This is a genomic window from Mesorhizobium sp. WSM2240 (assembly GCF_040438645.1).
In the GTDB taxonomy this organism is placed as follows: Bacteria; Pseudomonadota; Alphaproteobacteria; order Rhizobiales; family Rhizobiaceae; genus Allomesorhizobium.
Map to the genome: position 1 here is coordinate 4050428 of NZ_CP159253.1, position 18447 is coordinate 4068874.

16 protein-coding genes are annotated in these 18447 nt (G+C 64.3%); 8 read left to right on the forward strand and 8 right to left on the reverse strand.

The features are described 5' to 3' along the window. Nucleotides 1–119: 119 nt before the first annotated feature. The 5 genes from ABVK50_RS20020 to ABVK50_RS20040 are packed head-to-tail and all read left to right on the forward strand — an operon-like array spanning nt 120 to nt 7607. Entirely contained in the window at nt 120–1124 is a 1005-nt protein-coding gene (locus ABVK50_RS20020) for a MoxR family ATPase (protein WP_353644918.1), read from the forward strand. A gap of 4 nt (nt 1125–1128) precedes the next feature. Continuing rightward, the gene (locus tag ABVK50_RS20025) at nt 1129–2049 is read left to right on the forward strand and encodes a DUF58 domain-containing protein (RefSeq protein WP_353644917.1); all 921 of its coding nucleotides are present in this window, start codon (nt 1129–1131) and stop codon (nt 2047–2049) included. After that, a complete protein-coding gene (locus tag ABVK50_RS20030) occupies nt 2046–4862 on the forward strand; it encodes a DUF4159 domain-containing protein (RefSeq protein WP_353644916.1) in 2817 nt (938 codons plus the stop codon). The genes ABVK50_RS20025 and ABVK50_RS20030 overlap by 4 nt, the downstream gene beginning before the upstream one ends. Nucleotide 4863: 1 nt before the next feature. Beyond that, a complete protein-coding gene (locus ABVK50_RS20035) occupies nt 4864–6930 on the forward strand; it encodes a hypothetical protein (RefSeq protein WP_353644915.1) in 2067 nt (688 codons plus the stop codon). A 32-nt stretch (nt 6931–6962) separates the two neighbouring features. Beyond that, entirely contained in the window at nt 6963–7607 is a 645-nt protein-coding gene (locus ABVK50_RS20040) for a carbonic anhydrase (RefSeq protein ID WP_353644914.1), read from the forward strand. Here the strand turns inward: ABVK50_RS20040 and ABVK50_RS20045 are convergent. From ABVK50_RS20045 to ABVK50_RS20055, 3 genes are all read right to left on the reverse strand, one after another. Further along, nucleotides 7604–7783, reverse strand: a complete 180-nt coding sequence (locus ABVK50_RS20045; protein ID WP_353644913.1) for a hypothetical protein — start codon at nt 7781–7783, stop codon at nt 7604–7606. The two genes, ABVK50_RS20040 and ABVK50_RS20045, sit on opposite strands and share 4 nt — an antisense overlap. Nucleotides 7784–8571: 788 nt before the next feature. Next, a complete protein-coding gene (clpS, locus tag ABVK50_RS20050) occupies nt 8572–8877 on the reverse strand; it encodes an ATP-dependent Clp protease adapter ClpS (RefSeq protein WP_353644912.1) in 306 nt (101 codons plus the stop codon). 133 nt (nt 8878–9010) lie between these two features. Beyond that, nucleotides 9011–9466, reverse strand: a complete 456-nt coding sequence (locus ABVK50_RS20055; protein WP_353644911.1) for an Lrp/AsnC family transcriptional regulator — start codon at nt 9464–9466, stop codon at nt 9011–9013. Nucleotides 9467–9581: 115 nt separating this feature from the next. Here ABVK50_RS20055 and ABVK50_RS20060 point away from each other — a divergent pair, with 115 nt between their 5' ends. Continuing rightward, nucleotides 9582–10562 carry a nucleoside recognition domain-containing protein gene (locus tag ABVK50_RS20060; protein WP_353645868.1) on the forward strand — a complete coding sequence of 327 codons (981 nt, stop codon included), beginning with the start codon at nt 9582–9584 and terminating at the stop codon, nt 10560–10562. A 37-nt stretch (nt 10563–10599) separates the two neighbouring features. On the opposite strand, the gene ABVK50_RS20065 is transcribed toward ABVK50_RS20060, so the two are convergent. After that, nucleotides 10600–12030: a PLP-dependent aminotransferase family protein gene (locus tag ABVK50_RS20065; RefSeq protein WP_353644910.1), complete on the reverse strand. Its 1431-nt coding sequence runs from the start codon at nt 12028–12030 to the stop codon at nt 10600–10602. Nucleotides 12031–12192: 162 nt separating this feature from the next. Between ABVK50_RS20065 and ABVK50_RS20070 the strand changes: the two genes are divergently transcribed. After that, nucleotides 12193–13056: a DMT family transporter gene (locus ABVK50_RS20070; RefSeq protein WP_353644909.1), complete on the forward strand. Its 864-nt coding sequence runs from the start codon at nt 12193–12195 to the stop codon at nt 13054–13056. A gap of 90 nt (nt 13057–13146) precedes the next feature. On the opposite strand, the gene ABVK50_RS20075 is transcribed toward ABVK50_RS20070, so the two are convergent. The 4 genes from ABVK50_RS20075 to ABVK50_RS20090 all read right to left on the reverse strand — a co-directional run bounded on the left by ABVK50_RS20075 (nt 13147) and on the right by ABVK50_RS20090 (nt 17067). Next, nucleotides 13147–13776, reverse strand: coding sequence for an alpha/beta family hydrolase (locus ABVK50_RS20075; protein WP_353644908.1), 630 nt, complete (start codon nt 13774–13776; stop codon nt 13147–13149). Between the two features lie 171 nt (nt 13777–13947). Next, nucleotides 13948–15132: a choline ABC transporter ATP-binding protein gene (gene choV, locus ABVK50_RS20080; RefSeq protein WP_353644907.1), complete on the reverse strand. Its 1185-nt coding sequence runs from the start codon at nt 15130–15132 to the stop codon at nt 13948–13950. Further along, on the reverse strand, nt 15129–15983 hold the full coding sequence (choW, locus tag ABVK50_RS20085; RefSeq protein WP_353644906.1) for a choline ABC transporter permease subunit: 855 nt from the start codon (nt 15981–15983) through the stop codon (nt 15129–15131). Before choW ends, choV begins: the two co-directional genes overlap by 4 nt. 136 nt (nt 15984–16119) lie before the next feature. Then, nucleotides 16120–17067: a choline ABC transporter substrate-binding protein gene (locus tag ABVK50_RS20090; protein ID WP_353644905.1), complete on the reverse strand. Its 948-nt coding sequence runs from the start codon at nt 17065–17067 to the stop codon at nt 16120–16122. A 283-nt stretch (nt 17068–17350) separates the two neighbouring features. Between ABVK50_RS20090 and ABVK50_RS20095 the strand changes: the two genes are divergently transcribed. Then, nucleotides 17351–18439 carry a hypothetical protein gene (locus tag ABVK50_RS20095; protein ID WP_353644904.1) on the forward strand — a complete coding sequence of 363 codons (1089 nt, stop codon included), beginning with the start codon at nt 17351–17353 and terminating at the stop codon, nt 18437–18439. Nucleotides 18440–18447: the final 8 nt, after the last annotated feature.

Sequence of the window (18447 nt, forward strand, 5' to 3'; positions counted from 1 at the left end):
TGTTCCGCTTGTCAGCCTGAATGGGTGATTTAAGTTCATTAGCGCACACCCGTCATGTGTGAATCGCGGCTCTGGAAATTTGCCGGCCGGCGTTCCAGGCAAATGAGGACCGAAGCGGCATGAGCATCATCATCAAGCAGGCCCCGATAAGCGAAAAGGAAATGATCGCCGAGGCCGAAAAGGCGCTTGCCGACATTTCTCGCGTTAGAGAAGGGGTAGGCCGCGTCATCTTCGGTCAGGAGAGCGTCGTCGAACGCACACTGGTCGCGCTTCTGGCCGGCGGCCATGCGCTGCTGGTCGGCGTTCCCGGCCTCGCCAAGACCAAGCTGGTCGAGACGCTCGGCATCGTGCTCGGCATGGATGCCCGCCGCATTCAGTTCACCCCGGACCTCATGCCTTCCGACATTCTCGGCTCCGAAGTTATGGAGCAGGACGAATTCGGAAAGCGCTCGTTCCGCTTCATTCCCGGTCCGATCTTCGCGCAATTGCTGATGGCCGACGAGATCAATCGCGCCAGCCCGCGCACGCAGTCGGCGCTTCTGCAATCGATGCAGGAGTATCATGTGACCGTGGCAGGCGCGCGCCATGACCTGCCCTCGCCCTTCCATGTGCTCGCGACGCAGAACCCGCTTGAGCAGGAAGGCACCTATCCGCTACCCGAAGCCCAGCTCGATCGCTTCCTGATGCAGATCGACATCCTCTACCCCGAACTGGAAGCCGAACGCCGCATCCTGCTCGAGACCACCGGCACCGAGGACGCCCGGGCTCAGAACGTGCTGACGCCCGACCGGCTGAAGGAGATCCAACAACTGATCCGCCGTATGCCGGTGCCCGAAAGCGTGGTGGAGGCGATCCTCGCGCTCGTGCGCTCCGCCCGCCCCGGCCAGGACAACGCCGACACCGACAAGCATGTCGCCTGGGGGCCAGGTCCACGCGCCAGCCAGGCGCTGACGCTCTGCGCCCGCGCCCGCGCCCTCTACGACGGCCGACTGGCGCCGTCGATCGACGACATCAAGGCCCTGGCCGAGCCGGTCCTCCAGCATCGCATGGCGCTGACCTTCGCAGCCCGCGCCGAAGGCATGTCGGTGCGCGACGTGGTGGCGCGGCTGGTGAAAGGCATCTAGCCTGATGGCGCGTGTCGGCGAGGCGTCCTCCCCCGTCCTTACGCGCGACGCGCTCGCCCGCGCCAGGATGCGTGCCTCGCTCGTGCCCGACCTGCTGGTCGAGGCCCGTCGCGTCGTCAACACGGTGATCGGCGGCTGGCACGGCCGTCGCAAGCGCGGCATCGGGGAGAATTTCTGGCAGTTCCGGCCCTACGTCGAAGGCGAGGCTATAGCCCGCATCGACTGGCGCCGTTCGGCTCGCGACGACCATACCTATGTGCGCGACCGCGAATGGGAGGCCGCGCACACTGTCTGGCTCTGGGCCGATCCGTCACCGTCGATGCTCTACAAATCCGCAGGCGCGACCGTGTCGAAGGAATCGCGCGCCCTCGTCCTTATCCTGGCCATGGCCGAGCTTCTGTCGCGCAGCGGCGAACGCATCGCCTGGCCCGGTCTCACCGATCCTTTCACCGCCCGCAACGGCGCGGAACGCCTGGCGTCGCATCTCAGCCACGCGACGGAACTGGACGCGAAACCCGATCTTTCGATCATCCGCCGCTTCTCCGACATAGTTATCACCAGCGATTTCCTCGATCCGGTCGAAGAGACGATGGCATGGCTCGATGTGCTGGCGCGCCACGGTGTGCGGGCTCACCTAATCGAGGTGGCTGATCCCGCCGAGGAAACCTTCCCCTATTCCGGCCGCACGGAGTTCACCGATCCCGAAACGGGCGAGAAATTGACGGCCGGCCGCGCCGAAACGCTGAGCGAAGCCTATCGCTGGCAGTACACGGCCCGCCGGCAGGAGCTTGCCGCCTGGTGCAAGCGCCTCGGCTGGAGCTTCACCGTCAATCATACCGACCGTCTCGCCTCGGACGCACTGGTGCGCGTTCACATGGCCATGACGGCCGATAGCGGCTATGCCGCGGGAGGTGCGCGCGCATGAGTTGGCTGCCGCTCTCCTTCGGTTTTCCCGCCATCCTTTGGGGGCTGCTTGCGCTGCCGGTCATCTGGTGGCTGCTCAGGCTTACACCGCCGAAGCCGCAGATGGAGGTCTTTCCGCCGCTGAGGATCCTGGCGCGGGTGATGAAAAAGGAAGAGACGCCGCACCAGAGCCCGTGGTGGCTGACGCTGCTTCGGCTGGTGATGGCCGCGCTGATTGTGCTTGCACTGGCCGAGCCGGTGTTCAACCCGCGGGAAAAGCTGCCGACCGGTGGCTCCGCACTCGCGCTGGTCGTGGACAATGGCTGGGCCAGCGCTCCCGATTGGGATCGCCGCGTCGCCACGGCAGAGCGTCTGATCGCCGACGCGGCCTCGACCGGCGTGCCGGTCCTGCTCGCTTTCACGGCCGAAAAGCCCAACGCTGAAATCGGGCCGTTCGATGCCGAGGCCGCCCGGGACAGGCTACGCGCCACGGAGCCGCGGCCGGTGCCGGTCGACCGTCCCGCAGTCTACGCGCGCGTCGCCGCGGCTCTCGAAACGCTGCCGGGCGCAAGCGTGGCCGTGCTGGCCGACGGGCTCGCGGCGGAGGGCGACGAAACAGCCTTCTCCAATCTCCTTGGCGGCGCCGCAAATGTGGTCTGGACCGTTCCCGAACGTCTTTCGGCAATCGGGCTGACCGCGGCCGAAAACGAGGTCGATGGCTTCAGGATTTCGGCGATCCGCGCCCCCGATCCGACGATGCGCCAGATCACGGCGGGAGCGTTCGACGACAAGGGCCGCCGCATAGCCGACGCTGTGCTGACATTCGGCGCGGGCGAGACGGAGACAACCGGCCAATTGCAGGTGCCGTTCGAATTGCGTAACGATTTTTCCTCCATCGCCATCGACGGCGAACCGCAGGCCGGCGCAGTTCGCGTGCTCGACGAGAATTCCAAGCGCCGCCGCGTCGGGCTTCTGTCGCAGTCCGAGGCGGATCGCGCCCAGCCGCTGCTGTCGCCGCTCTATTACATCCAACGCGCGCTCGAACCCTTCGCCGATCTGGTCGAGCCTTCGAGCCCCGATCTCGCCGAAGCCATTCCGCAGCTTCTCGAACAGAAGCCGGCTATGATCGTGATGGCCGATGTCGGCACCATTCCGGACACGGCGCGCAACCAATTGATCGAATGGGTGAACGAGGGCGGCACGCTGGTGCGCTTCGCGGGTTCAAAGCTCGCCGCCGCTGGCAATGACGAAGAATTGCTGCCGGTGCGCCTGCGGGTTGGCGAGCGCTCGCTGGGCGGCACGCTGTCCTGGACCGAGCCGCAGCCGGTCACCGAATTTCCGCCGACCGGCCCCTTCGCCGATCTCGCGCCGCCGAACGAAGTCACGGTCACCCGGCAGATTTTGGCCGAGCCGACAGCCGACATCGTCGAACGCACCTGGGCAAACCTGGCGGACGGCACACCGCTGGTGACTGGGGCCAAGCGCGAAAAAGGCACCGTGGTGCTGTTCCACATCACGCCTGAGGCCACCTGGTCGAGCCTGCCGATCTCCGGCAGTTTCGTCGAGATGCTGCGGCGCATCGTGCAATTGTCGCGCAATCAGGGCGCCGCCGCCGGCGCCGAGGGACAGGCCGGCTCGCTCGCCCCATACCGCATGATCGCGGCCAACGGCGCGCTGGTGCCGCCGACGCCGGACGCGCGGCCGCTGACCGTCGGCGGAGGCAAAACCCCGGTGACGATCGAAAATCCGCCCGGCCTCTACGGGACCGAAGAGGGCGTGTTTGCCCACAATCTGCTCGACGCCGAAACGGTTCTCGCCCCGCTCGTTCGCCCGCGCATCGAAGCGCCGGTCACCGAAATGCGCTATGCTTTCGACGAATCGCGCAATCTGAAAGGGCCGCTCGTTGCCGCCGCGCTTCTGCTCATGGTGCTCGATACGCTTGCCGTCTTCTGGATGGGCGGCATGTTCACCCGCCGGCCAAAGCGGACCGCCCGCACTTCCGGCACGGTCGCAGCGCTGCTCATTGCCGTGACGGCGGGGCTGGCGCTTTCCGGCCACGCGGATGCCCAGGACGCAAAACCCGGCGACGCCGAAGCGATCGAAGCCATTTCAACCACCAGGCTCGCTTATGTGCTGACCGGCGACGCCGGGGTCGATTCGATCAGCCGCGCCGGCCTTGCCGGGCTGTCGCGCTTCCTGGTCGAAAAGACCGCGCTGGAGCCGGGCCAGCCGGCCGGCGTGGATATCGCGACGGACGAGCTCTCCTTTTATCCGATCATCTACTGGCCTATCGACCCGAACGCCCCAATGCCGTCGGAAGCGGCGATCGCCCGCGTCGACGCCTATATGCAGCAGGGCGGAACGGTTCTTTTCGACACTCGGGACCAGTTCTCGACCGGATTGGATTCCGGCTCCGGTAGCCCTGCGAACGAGCGGTTGCGCGAAATCCTCGGCAATCTCAATGTGCCGCCGCTGGAGCCAGTGCCGCCGGATCACGTTCTGACCAAGGCGTTCTTCATCCTTCCCGAGTTTCCCGGCCGCTTCAACGGCGGCCCGCTCTGGGTTGAGGCCTCGCTGGAGGCGCAGAACACCGATAACCGGCCGGTTCGAACCGGCGACGGCGTGACCCCGATCATGATAACCGCCAATGATTTCGCCGGCGCCTGGGCTGTCGACGAGAACGGCGGCGCGATGCTGCCCACGGTGCCGGCCGATCCGATGCAGCGCGCCTATGCGCTGCGGGCCGGCGTGAACATCGTCATGTACATGCTGACTGGCAACTACAAATCCGACCAGGTGCATGTGCCGATCCTGCTCGAGCGGTTGGGGCAGTGACATGAACTACTCCATCGCCTTCGAACCGCTCCTTTCCTGGCCGCTGTTGGCGGCAGTGCTGGTTCCGATCACGCTGATGGCGCTTGCCGGCCTGTGGTTCCGCCAGCGCGGCGCGCTGTTCCGCTTTGCAGCCCTGCTGGCGCTGATCGCAGCACTCTTGAACCCGGTGCTGCTCGATGAGGAGCGCGAGCCGCTGCAGAGCGTGGTCGCCCTGGTCGTCGACCGCAGCCAGAGCCAGGAGATCGGCAATCGCAACGAGCAGACCACGCAAGCCGTCGCCGGGCTGCAGGAGCGATTGGCACGCTTCAAGCAGTTCGACGTGCGTGTCGTCGAGGCCGGCCGGGCCGACGCCGCCGACGAGCGCACTGAAACCCGTTTGTTCGGCGCGCTGGAAAGCGCGTTCCGCGACGTGCCACCCTCGCGCATCGCCGGCGCCATCATGGTCACCGACGGCCAGGTCCACGACGCACCGCAGGCAGCCCCCGGTTTCGACGCGCCGCTGCACGCTTTGATCACCGGCGACGAGGGCGAGCGCGACCGGCGCATCCGCTTCGAGAAAGCGCCGCGCTTCGGCATCGTCGACAAGCCACTCGATATGAGCTACCGCGTCATCGCCACCGGCAACGAACGCGGCTCCGTCGATGTCCGCGTCTCCATCAACGGACAGCTGGTTTCGGTCGAGCGCGCCAATATCGGCCAGGAGACGCCGCTGCAGGTGACGATCCCAAGCGCCGGGCGCAACATCGTCGAACTGGCGATCGACCCTGTCGAAGGCGAACTGACCGACACCAACAACCGCGCCATCGCCATCATAGATGGCATCCGCGAGAACTTGCGCGTGCTTCTTGTCTCCGGCGAACCGCATGCCGGCGAGCGCACCTGGCGCAATCTCCTGAAGTCCGACGCCTCGGTCGACCTAGTGCACTTCACCATTTTGCGGCCTCCGGAAAAGCAGGACGGCACGCCGATCAACGAATTGTCGCTGATCGCCTTCCCGACCCGCGAGCTTTTCGTGGAAAAAATCCACGATTTCGACCTGATCATCTTCGACCGCTACCAGCACCGCGACGTGCTGCCGATCCTCTACTACGACTACATCGCCGAATATGTCGAACGGGGAGGCGCGCTGCTCATCGCCGCCGGACCCGAATATGCCGGCGAACAGTCGATCGCCCGCACCCCGTTGATGTCCGCACTGCCGGCGATGCCGACCGGCGATGTCGTGGAAGAGGCGTTCTATCCGCGCCTGACCGAAACCGGACAGCGCCATCCTGTCACCCGTGGTCTCGACGGCTCGGCCGCCGAGCCGCCCAAATGGAGCCGCTGGTTCCGGCTGGTCGGCATCGAGCAGCCGGAGGGCGAGGTGGTGATGAAGGGCGCCGGCGAACGGCCGCTGCTTCTGCTCGACCGCAAGGGCGAGGGCCGCGTCGGCATGTTCCTGTCCGACCAGGGCTGGCTCTGGGCGCGAGGCTTCGAGGGCGGCGGTCCGCACGTATCGCTCTACCGGCGCATAGCGCATTGGCTGATGAAGGAGCCCGACCTCGAGGAAGAGCGCCTGACCGCCGGCGGCCGAGGCATGGTGCTCGACATACGCCGCCAGACCATGAGCGACGACCCCGGCCCGGCGAAGGTCATCACGCCCTCGGGCAAGGCGTTGGACGTGCCGCTGACGGCCGCCGAGCCCGGCATCTTTTCGGGCAGCGTCGAGACCAACGAGATCGGCCTCTATCAGGTGGCCAATGGCGACCTGACCGCACTTGCTCATATCGGACCCGTCAACGCGCCGGAATTCGCCGACACGGTTTCGACCGAAGAGGTGCTGCGGCCGGCGGCCGAGGAAAGCGGCGGCTCGGTGCGGCGGCTCGCCTCGCTGACCGGCCAGTCGCTACCCGGCATCGTTCCGGTCCGCGGTTCGGCCGATGCGGCGGGCCGCGACTGGATCGGGCTCAAGACCACCAACGACAGCCTGCTGAAGTCGGTCAGCCGGGTGCCGCTTTTCGGCGGCTTCTTCGGGCTCGCCCTGCTGCTTCTGGCGCTCGGCTCGATGTGGTACCGCGAAGGCCGTTGATCGCGCCCGCAATCCGCGCTAGTGCCTTTCCTATGACCTATCTGCCGGAACGCCTGCTTGCGGGTTATCGCAGTTTCATGACCGGGCGCTACCAGGTCGAGAGTAGCCGTTACCGGGCTCTGGCGCGCGACGGGCAGGAACCCGAAACCATGGTGATCGCCTGCTGCGACTCCCGCGCCGCGCCCGAGGCGATCTTCGACACCGGCCCCGGCGAACTCTTCGTGGTCCGCAACGTCGCCAATCTTGTGCCGCCCTACGAACCGGACGGCGAATACCACTCGACCTCGGCCGCGCTCGAATTCGCCGTGCAGAGCCTGAAGGTCAAGAACATCGTGGTGATGGGCCACGGCCGATGCGGCGGCATCCGCGCGGCGCTTGATCCGGGAGCGGCCCCGCTGTCGCCCGGTGACTTCATCGGCAAGTGGATGAGCCTTGTCGCGCCCGCAGCCGAGGTCGTCTCGCAAAACACGATGATGACGACCGGCGAGCGCCAGACTGCCTTGGAGCGCATCTCGATCCGCTATTCGATCGCAAATCTCCGAACCTTTCCCTGCGTGAAGATCCTGGAGGACAAGGGCCGCCTGACGCTGTCGGGCGCCTGGTTCGACATTTCGGGCGGCGAACTCTGGGTAATGAACCGCGACACCGGCGATTTCGAGCGGCCCGAGCTCGACTAGCCGGTAGCGGATTCGCCGCGCCGCTTGCGGTCCTGGATGTCTTTGCGCCGCTTGTCTCCTTCTTCGACCGGGCCTTCCCTGTCGCGGTTGTGCTCCTGCCGCTCGAGTTCGCGCTCGATCACCTTGCGCGAACCTTCCGGCGGATCCTTCTGCAGTTTGTGGGTCTCGTCGGCCATTGTCGCCTCCTTTGCTGACTGGTTGTTGGGGCAACGAAGGCGGGCGGTCGCGGGTTCCGTTGAGAGGCCGGTGGTCGGACATCCTTTCCTTCTCCCCTTGTGGGAGAAGGTGGCCGAGCGGAGCGAGGTCGGATGAGGGGTGTTGGACGAAGATCGAGGCCGGTGATTGGCTGGACATCGACATTGGGTGAGTTCCATTTCCTCCATCTCATTTCTTCCAACACCCCTCATCCGCCTTCACTTCGTTCAGGCACCTTCTCCCACAAGGGCAGAAGGAAGAGGCGCGCTTCTCCGTCGCCACGCCCGCTTTCGCGTCTGGCTTCTGAAAAATGTGGGGAGCGGCGCATGGCAACGACGCCTAATCAATTTAATTAGTTGACGCGCTGCCATGCGCCGCCGGCGTTTTCTCCCCTGATCGCCGTCCGGCCCATCGCCCTACCCCGGTATGCCTGGGAATAGAGCGCGGGCGCACAGGCGCGACCCGGGGCCGGAGAGACCCGCGCGACCCAGCGGGTATCGTCTCCGGCGCCACACTTGCCTGGATGCCGGTCGTGTACACCCGTCCCCACCAGCAAGCTGCCGGGACTGAGTATGAGGGAGCGGCCGGATGTGTGAACAAACAGGAGGGTGAAGATTCTTCAAGAATCGTACATCCCATTGTTCCCAAAGCGATCTTTCTTCATTCGGGCCGAAACGGGGGTGGATTCTATCCACGGGCGGGTCTGGAGCGCGCCCGCCCCCTCCACTTCGGCGGTCCCCCTCACCCGTAAACAGGGAGGATCAAGCGCCTATTCCTCGGGCTCGGTCGTGAACATCAGCGGGTAGCCCATGGCCTTGCCGGCGTCGGTGGCGCGGGTCGCCTTGGTCTCGGCGACGTCCTTGGTGAAGACGGCGACGACGCAGGCGCCGCGCCGATGCGCCGTGATCATCACCCGGTGCGCCTGATCCTCGCTCATGCGGAACTCGGCCTTCAGCACCGTCACGACGAATTCGCGCGGCGTGAAATCGTCGTTGAGCAGGATGACTTTATGCAGCTTCGGCCGCTCGGTCTTCAGCCGGGTGCTGGTGCGGGGGACGGTTACGGTGGCGGGCATGGACATTCAGGCGCTGACGGCACTTTGCCCGAAGTTTTGCACAACTGATCGGCGAGGTCCAATTCGACGCATGGGGCTGCGATGGATTCGAAGTCAGCCTCGCACCCCAGAAGCCGTCTTCTTTCACTCCGATCTATGTCAGCTGAATTGCAGTCGTCTCTTTCGCAGTCCGGATTACAAACGACGTATAGTACCGGGCGACATTGGCTTGATCCCGGAAGAGCCGCTCGCAAAGCGCATCAAACTCCGCCATGTCCGATAGACGCAACATCAAAATCGCATCCGTTTGCCCACTTACGCTGTAGGCTTGAATCACCGCGGGTTCGGCGCTGGCCAGGTCAAGAAAGCGGCGTGTCTGCTGCTCGCCGTGGCGCTCCAGTTCAACGGTCACGATCGCCTTCAATCCGTGGCCGACTTTGGACGGGTTGAGAATTGCGACAACCCGATCGACGACGCCCGCCATCTTGAGCCTCGCAATGCGCCGCAAGCAGGTCGACGCCGAAAGTCCCACTTCTTCGGCGAGGCTGGCATTCGTGCGCGAGGCGTCGATCTGCAACAGATTGAGCAGTCTCTTGTCGAGTCGATCCATCACATCCGCTCCGTCCGCACCCCAGTTTGCAATATTATTGCATCTACCCGCAATTTTTGACCACAACCCTCGCCGTCTCCGGCCTATCCAATTGGCGATACAAGGAGGCTCCGCCATGTCGATACACCAGGCGCTTTACCGCAAAACGCTGGAAACGTTGGAGATTTTTTGGGAACTCGCGCGCATCATCGTGCCGATCACGGTCCTGACGCAAGTCCTAACCGAGTTGGGAGTCATCCGGGCGGTGTCACCCTTCCTGGCCCCGGTCATGGGTATCTTCGGGCTGCCGCCCGAACTGGCTCTGGCGTGGCTGACCGGGCTGCTGGTCGGTCTGTGGGGCGCAGTCGCCATAGTCTTCACCTTGGCGCCGGCGTCGGCGTTGACCGTGGCTGACATGACGGTATTTTCGGCGCTCATCCTCGTCGCGCACGCCATTCCGATTGAACAACGCATCATCCAGAAAGCCGGACCAGGCTTTATCCTGACCTCAGTGCTTCGGATTGCCGGCGGTATGGTATTCGCCGTGCTGCTCCATCAGCTGTTCGCCGCGACCGGATGGCTGGCTGCACCGCTGGACCCGGCATGGACGCCGACGGCCGAGGCCGGGGACTGGATGGAATTCGCCATCGGTACGATCGAAACCCTGGCGACAATGCTTGTCGTTTTGCTCGGTCTGAGTTGGGTCATGGAGTTGCTGAAAATCGCCGGCATCCTCGGCTGGCTTCATGGAGCCTTGGCGCCGCTGTTCCGGTTGTCCGGCCTCGATGCGCAGACAGTGCCGTTCGCAACGATTGGGCTTCTCCTGGGGATTTCATACGGCGGCGGCCTGCTCATTCAGGAGGCCAGATCGGGGCGGGTCGAGCCGCGGCAGGTATTTCTCGCCTGTGTCTTCATGGGCTTTGCCCACTCCATCATTGAGGACACCTTGCTCGTCGTCGCTCTGGGCGCAGACTTCGTCAGTGTTTGCCTTGCTCGTCTGGTCTTTGCCGTGCTGGTCACCGCCTTGCTGGCCAGTGTGCTTAAACTGACGACGGACCGCACGTTCTTCGCGACAGCATTCCGCCGCCAAACCAACCAGATTCCGCAATCCGAATAGTACGAGCCAGGAAGGCGTGAGTTTCCTGCGGCTTTGCTCACGAACCGGACTTGCGGGCGTGCTTGAGGGACCTCCGCAGCACCTCGAATATGCGCTCGTCCAGCGTCTGGGAAACGTTGAAACGCATGAAATCGCCTGCGGACTGCGACGCGCTGAATACATTGCCCGGCGCCAGAACCACGTTCTCGGCAAGCGCCGCCCGGGCAAGGTCCGCCGCATCGACGTGATCCGGAAGGCGGCACCATAAAAACATGCCGGCCTCAGGGACGAGCCAAGGTTCGATCCCGATGGCTTTCAGCCTGGCCGCGACATTGGACATGGCCCCGGCCAGACGGCTGCGCAGCGCCTCCATGTGCTTTCGGTAGCCGCCATCGCTCAACACGGCCAGGACCAGTTCGGCGCCCAGCCGTCCGCCGCCGAACGAGGTGGCGATCTTCAGATCGATGAGCGCTTCGATCCATTCCGGGCGCGCAGCCACGAACCCGCATCGCACCGACGCCGAAATCGTCTTGGAGAAGCTGCCGATCAGGACGACACGGTCGAGCCCGTCGAAAGCCGCAAGACGCGGCGCGGGCAAGCGCTCGAAATCGGCGAAAAGATCGTCTTCGATTATGGTCAGCCCGAATTGTTCCGCGAGCTTGAGCACCTTGTGCGCCACCGCGGGCGAGAGGGTCGCGCCGGTCGGATTGTGAATCGCGGAGTTGGTGATGTAGAGCCGCGGACGATGCTCGGCGAGCGCCTGTCCGAACAACTCGATGTCCGGGCCGGATGGCGTGTAGGGCACGCTGACGATCTTTGCACGGTGGGCGCGAAGCAGAGCCTGGAAGTTGAAGTAGCAGGGGTCGTCGACGAGCACCGTGTCGCCGGCATCGAGCAGGAAACGGCACAGAAGATCCAGTGCCTGCGTCCCGGATTCCGTCAGCATGATCTGGTCGGGCGGGCAGCCGATGCCTCGCTCGACCATGCGCCGCGCCAGGAACTGGCGCAGTGGCGGCAGGCCCAATGGCGAGCCGTAGTCGGCAAGGACCGGGCCGTCGGCCCGCGAGAGCGAGCGAAGCGCCTTCCTGATGCCTTCCTCCGGCAGCCATGACGACGGAAGCCAGCCGCAACCGGGCTTAAGGACGCCGTCGCTTGATTCCAACGACTGCCGCGAGACCCAGAAGGGGTCGACCGCACGGTCGACCTTGGGACCGATCTCCGAGAGCGACAGCGGAGTTCCCTGGTCAGCGACGTAGAATCCGGAGCCTGGCCGTGAGCGGATCGCTCCCTCCGCAGCCAGGCGTTCGTAAGCATCAACGACGGTCGAAGGCGAAACCTTCAGCGCCGCGGCGAATTTCCGGATCGAGGGCAGCCTCGCACCGACCGTCAGGCTGCGTCCGGCGATACGCTGGCGGATCGCCGCCATGACCATATCGACACGGGTGCCTGCCGCTGCCTGTTCTTCCATCCGTACTGCACCTTCGAGCATAACAGTTTGGCAGAATTGTACTGAACCGTTACTGGCTGCGCCAGCCGCCGGAGCCGATAAGAATTCGCACACCCCCGTGCGGCGGCGTTGCTCTTTCGACGAGGGCCCCGCCCCAGACCGCATCGAGTGCGAGACATGCGGGCCAAATCGAAGGATCGGAACATGGACCGGACAGCGGCCGGGTGGATCAACGGTTTCATCGGCGTGGTGATCTTCAGCGGGTCGCTTCCCGCCACGCGTGTTGCCGTGATGCAGTTCGACCCCGTTTTCCTGACCGTGGCGCGGGCGGCGATCGCCGGTGCGCTGGCGCTCGCCCTGCTGATTGCATTCAGGCAAAAGCGTCCCACCCGCCGCGACATCGCCTCCCTGGCGGTCGTCGCGCTCGGTGTCGTAGTCGGCTTTCCCTTGTTGACTGCATTGGCGCTGCAGCACGTGACGTCCGCGCATTCGATCGTTTTTATCGGCTTGCTGCCGCTGGCGACGGCGATCTTCGGCGTCGTTCTCGGAAGCGAGCGGCCGAAGCCTGCATTCTGGCTATTCTCCGTGCTCGGTAGTGCGCTGGTGGCGGGCTTCGCCATGTCGCAAGGGCTCGCCGCATCGGGTATCGGCGATGCGCTGATGCTTGCGGCAATCATCGCTTGCGGGCTGGGTTATGCCGAGGGCGCGAGGCTGTCCCGAACGCTCGGCGGCTGGCAGGTCATCTCCTGGGCGTTGGCGCTGTCGCTGCCGATCATGAGCGGGCTGGCATGGGCTTACATGCCGCCGTCGTTCTCCGGTATCGAATCCCCCGCCTGGATCGGCCTCGCCTATGTCTCGGTGTTCAGCATGTTGGTTGGCTTCGTGTTCTGGTATCGCGGCCTCGCGCAAGGAGGCATCGCAGCCGTGGGTCAGTTGCAGCTCCTGCAGCCTTTTTTCGGACTGGCGATCGCCGCGATGCTGCTCAGCGAGCCGGTGACGCCGGCGATGCTTGTGGTGACCGTCGCCGTCATCCTGTGCGTCGCCGGCGCGCGGAAGTTCGCCAGGTAGCATGGGAGAGGACAAAGCCTTTGTGCCTCCCCACTCCGAACGACCGCGCCTGCCGGCGTCTGAACTCCGGAGAGGGTCAGTATTCGCCCGTCAACCGGCTGCCACCCATCCCACGATCCGCTCCGCCGCCGCGTCGAGATTGCCCTTTCCCGTCGCCCTGGAGTCCTTCCGCGGCTTCAAATCGTGATCGCCGTCTTCCAGCCAGTGAAGCGTGATCGCCGGGGACAGCTTGTAGCCAGCAACCTCATCGCGAGTGCCGAACGGGTCGCGCTCGCCTTGGCAGATCAGCGTCGGTGCAACGAGCTTTTCGAGATGGGCGGTGCGCAGCTTTTCCGGACTGCCCGGCGGGTGGAACGGGTAACCCAGGCAGACGAGGCCGGCGATCTTCTTCTCCGCATAGAGCGCGTCGGCGACCATGCTCGCCACGCGTCCGCCCATCGACTTGCCGCCGATGAACAGTTTCGTCCCCGCCCCGATTGCATCGGCGGCGGCTCGGTATTCGCCAAGCAGCGTCTCTGCGCGCGGCGGCGGCTTTCGCCCCTCGCCCGTGCGGCGGGCGGCCATGTAGGAAAATTCGAAACGGGCGACGCGGATGTCTTTTGCCGCGAGACGGTCGGCGAATGCATTCATCCAGGCCGAATCCATCGGTGCGCCCGCGCCGTGGGCGAGGAGAATGGCGGTTTTGGCGTCGTGGGGGCCGGTGAAGAGGAAGTCGGGCATGTGCGGAGGGTGGACCGGGAGGCCGAGGAGTTCAAGTGCGGCGATCGTTCTGGTCCGATGCTGATTTCTTCTGCGATGCCGGCGCCGCCCCTCATCTTCCTGCGGGGGAGAAGAGAGCTGCATCGCTGCTTTCGCCCCATGGGGACAAGGAACCCAGGTTCTGCTAGGCAGCTACCGCCTCAGCACTGCGCTCAGCACGTCCCGCACCCCGATGGAGCCGATGAAGCGGGAGCTTTCGTCGAAGATCGCAACAGGCGCGGTCTGCGAGCGGTGCATGGCGAGCATCACCGTCTTCAGCGTCGTGCCGGGCTTGGCCCAGAAGACATGGGGAGCGTCGTCGGGCACGCGCTCAATGTCGTCGCACGAGACCCACACCGCTGGCCGGCCATCACGCTCGGCCGCCGCAACCAGCCCGTCCGTATCGATCCTGAAGCGCGTGGTCTGGCGCCGGTCGAGCCAGATCCAGCCGCCCTCGCCCGCCGGCTCGAGGTCGCGGCGGTCGCGCATCACGTTCCAGGCGGTGAGCACCGAAAGCGGGTTCACATTGGCGATGAAGTCGCGAACATAGTCGTTGGCCGGCTTGAGAACGATGTCTTCCGGAGCGCCGGTCTGGACGATGCGGCCGCCTTCCATGATGGTGATGGTGTTGCCGATCTTCAGCGCCTCCTCCAGGTCGTGGGAGACGAAGATGATGGTCTTCTTCAAGGTCGTCTGAAGCTGCAGCAGCTCGTCCTGCAGCTTCGTGCGGATCAGCGGGTCGAGCGCGGAGAACGGCTCGTCCATCAGAAGGATCGGCGCTTCGGTGGCGAAGGCGCGGGCAAGCCCGACGCGCTGCTGCATGCCGCCGGAAAGCTCATGGGCGTATTTCTGCGCCCACTGGTCGAGGCCGACGAGCTTGAGCTGCTGCTCGACGCGCGCCTTGCGCTCGGCTTCCGGCACGCCGGAAAGCTCCAGGCCGAAGCCGACATTTTCAGCGACGGTGCGCCAGGGCAACAGCGCGAACTGTTGGAACACCATGGCGACGCATTCGCGGCGGATTTTCCGGAGCTGGTCGTCGCCGCAGGAGACGACATCGGCCGACCACTCGCCGTCATGCACGATCACCTGGCCGCGAGCGACCTTGTTGAGGCCGTTGACGGCGCGCAGCAAAGTCGACTTGCCCGAGCCGGAGAGGCCCATCAGGACGGAGATCTCGCCCTCGTTGACGGTGAGTCCGGCGCCGGCGCAGCCGAGCACGGTGCCGGTCTTCTCCAGTATCTCCTGGCGGGTCGCGCCGCGGTCGATCATCGCCAGCGCGCGCTCCTTGTCATCGCCGAAGACGATGTCAACGTCGCGGAACTCGACGGCGGGCTTCATTTGGCGTCTCCCGCGCCGATGCGGCTCATCCGGTCGAGGATGATGGCGAGCACCACGATGGCGAGGCCGGCTTCCAGCCCAAGCGGGATGTTGACAGAGTTCAGCGCCCGCACCACCGGCTTGCCGAGGCCGTTCGCGCCGATCAGCGCCGCGATGACCACCATTGAGAGGCACAGCATGATGCACTGAGTGAGCCCGGCCATGATGGTGGGGAGTGCCGCCGGCAGCTCGACCTTCCACAGAAGCTGGCGCTTGGTGGCGCCGAACGCTTCGCCGGCCTCGATCATCGGCCTGGGCACCGAGGTGATGCCGAGATAGGTGAGGCGGATCGGCGCGGGCGCTGCAAAGATGACAGTGACGATGAGGCCGGGCGCGATGCCCAGGCCGAACAGGATGAGCACCGGGATCAGATAGACGAAGGTCGGCATGGTCTGCATCAGGTCGAGCACTGGCTGCAGATATCGGTAGGCGCGCGCGCTATGGGCTGCCCATATGCCGATCGGCACGCCGATCGCCATGGAGGCGGCGGCGGCGGCCACGACCAGCACCAGCGTTTCGACGGTTTCCTTCCAGAGATTCTGGTTGACGATGAAGAGCAGGCCGATAGCGACGCCGAGCGCAAGCTTCCAGGAGCGCTGCAGATACCAGGCAAGCGCGGCGATGGCCGCCACGAGCAGAACCGGCGGGATCATCAGCAGAAAATCGACCAGCCCGTCGAGCACGACGGTCAGCGCGTCGGCGATGGAATCGAAGAACCATTCGAAATTGGTGGTCAGGAAATCGAAGAAGGCCTTGCCCCAGCGGCCGACCGGAATCTTGAAGCTGGCGAAAAAAGCGGAAATCGGATCCATGCACCCTCTCAATTTGGAGACGGTTGCGCCGTCCCTCACCCTTACCCCCTCCCCGTGATCCTTCGACAAGCTCAGAACGGGGAGAGGGGATTGTCAGCGTGCAGCTTTCTTGCTGTTCGCGCCGGTCGTTAAATTCTCAGCTTTCGAGCGCCGCCTTCACGGCCGCGGCAGCATCGCCGCCGTCGAAAGTCGTCACACCCTCCAGCCAGGGCGTGACCGCGTCCGGATTGGCCTTCAGCCAGGCGGTGGCGGCGTCCTTCGGGTCGGCGCCGTCATTGAGAATCGCGCCCATGATCTCGTTTTCCATCTCGAGCGAGAAAACCATATTCTTGAGCAGCGCGCCGACATTCGGGCATTCGGTGGTGTAGCCCGCGCGCACGTTGGTGTGGACGGTGGCGCCGCCGAAATTCGGACCGAATACCTCATCACCGCCCGACAGGTAGGCCATCTCGATGTTGGCGTTCATCGGATGCGGCTCCCAGCCGAGGAAGACCACGTCCTCGCCAGACGACGCCGCCTTCTGTACCGCCGACAGCATGCCGGCCTCCGAGCTTTCGACGAGCTCGAAACCCTTGAGGCCGAACTTGTCGGCGTCGATCATGTCGAGGATCAGCCGGTTGCCATCATTGCCGGCTTCGATGCCGTAGATCTTGCCGTCGAGCTTGTCCTTGAACTTGGCGATGTCCTCGAAGCTCTTGAGACCGGCGTCATAAGTGTGCTGCGGCACGGCGAGCGTGTATTTCGCGCCTTCGAGATTGGTGACGATCGTCTCGACCGTCTTGGCTTCGAGATAGGGCTTGATGTCTGCTTCCATGGTCGGCATCCAGTTGCCGAGGAATACATCGACGTCCTTGTTGGCGAGCGACGTATAGGTGACAGGCACCGAAAGCACCTGCACGTCCGGCTCGTAGCCGAGCGCCTCGAGGATGACGCTGGCCGTCGCTGTGGTGGCGGTGATGTCAGTCCAGCCGACATCGGCGAAGCGGACCTGCTTGCAGCTTTCCGGATCGGCGGCAAGGGCTGCGCCCGACCAGAGCATCGCCGTCAGGCCGAGCGCTGCGGCGAATGTTTTCATACGCGACATCTGTATTCTCCCATTGTGATCTGTCGGCAAAGCGGAAATTGCGTTTTCTTCTACCGCTCGAGTTACGGCAGCCAAACACCATTTTGGCGCGGTTTCAAGCGCGATGACCGCGCAGGCGACGCCGCCGACTTTTCCATAGGCGACAAACTCCTGTTCGCTGCGCGACGGCGGGCGAACGCGCGGTCGGCAAATCCCGATGCGCCCTTTTCTTCCCGTCTTTCAATCGCCATGCGTGCTGCCTATATTCGCCCGACGATCTGAAGCCGAGGCTGGAGGGACCACTATGGCGACACTGCAGAATTTCGATGCCGAAATTGCCAAGACAAAGCAGGTCGTCGAGGAGATGCGCTCCAAGATCGATCAATCGGCCGTGGTGCTGGAAAAATTTGCAAGGACCGACCAGAAGATCGGTCAGGCCGATTTCGACATCGAAAACGCCCGCATCGAAGATGTTCTGAAGCAGCAGAAGGTGATGGAAGGCAACATCGCCGACCTGATCATCGGGCTGGAAGACGCCACAAATGTTTTCGGCACCGAGTTCGAGAACATGAAGAGTTTTACCGGGTGGGAAACCTTCGTCGGCATCTTCTCGGACGGATCCAAGCAGCGCATGCGCACCGACCGCGTCCGCAACATGTCGCTGGCCGGAAACCTGCAGGAACTGCTGTCGAAGTCCGACACCATCGTCGGCATACTGAAGGCGCAAAAGCAGGTTCTGGAGCAGCGCTACGCCACCTCCGAAGCGAGCCTTGCGCAGGTCATCGAGCGCCGCAAGGCGACCATTGGGAACCTGACCTCGGTGCAGAAGCGCATCGAGGAGTTGAACCCGATGCTGCTCGACATCGAGAACAGGATCGCGGCTTCCACGAGCCAGACCGAGCGCACCCAGCTCGAGGGCGAGCGCTCCAAGCTCGCGACGGAATACAATGAGAGGCAGGCGAAGGAGCAGGAGCTTCTGGCCGAAAGCCAGACGCTGGAGCGCTACACCTCCATGTTCCAGACCTTCGTGGATTCGCTGAATAACCAGATCGCCGCGCAGAACACTCTGATCAACAAGCTGACCATCGATACCGAACAGCGTATCGTGCTCTACAAGGCTTTGGAGGACAGTTTGAAGACGGCCGCGCAGCAGGACGTCGCCCACAAGATCAACACGCTGGGCAGCCAGGTCGACAACACCGCAGAAGAGACCATGGCCGGCATCGGCGCGGCGGCGCAGAAGCACATCGGCGACCTGCTCGAACTGCACGAGAAGAACATGGTCGCGACCGCCGACATACAACGCCGCAAGAAGCTCGCCGACGATGCGTTCGCGCGACGCTTCGAGGAGGTGCTGAGGAAGCACAACGCGTCGGATTATGTACAGCCCTAGCGGCAAAG